Annotated in this window: 1 protein-coding gene; it reads right to left on the bottom strand. The window is 35.0% G+C overall.

Annotated features, from left to right (window positions below; translation table 11 throughout):
- Positions 1-645, bottom strand: a 645-nt coding sequence (locus ACI48P_RS20105; protein ID WP_475219005.1) for a sodium ion-translocating decarboxylase subunit beta, incomplete at both ends; no start/stop codon positions are given.

Raw genomic sequence — 645 nt, 5'->3', positions numbered from 1 at the left:
TTGTGCACTTAATAATGTATCTGCATTAGTTGTTGCTCCAACTGTTAATCCAAGTAATATTGTTACTATATACATTAATGAGTTTTGAGCCGTTTCAACTAACTTTGGAACCATTCCTGATTCTTTTAATAAGTTACCAAACATTAACATACCTACAAGTGGTGCTGCTGTTGGTAATAATCCTATTACTATTATCATTGCAACTATCGGGAACACTATCTTTTCAGTTTTAGAAACTGTTCTTAATTGTTCCATCTTTATTTGACGTTCTTTTTCTGTTGTTAAAGCCTTTATTATTGGTGGTTGTATAACTGGAACTAGTGCCATATATGAATAAGCTGCTAGTGCTATAGTACCTAATAAGTGTGGTGCTAATTTACCAGTTAATTGTATCGCTGTTGGTCCATCTGCTCCACCTATTATACCTATAGATGCGGCTTCTGGTCCTGTAAATCCTAACACTATTGCTCCTAAAAATGCGAAGAATACTCCAAATTGAGCAGCTCCTCCAAGTAACATTGTCTTAGGATTTGCTATCATTGGTCCGAAATCTGTTCCTGCACCTATACATAAGAATATTAATGGCGGATAAATTCCAAGCTTAACTCCTTGGTATAAGTAATAGAATAACCCTCCATTTACTTC

The organism is Romboutsia sp. LXY-2, from assembly GCF_056171995.1.
The sequence above is the reverse complement of the archived record's forward strand: the minus strand, read 5'-3'. Positions and strand labels throughout refer to the sequence as shown.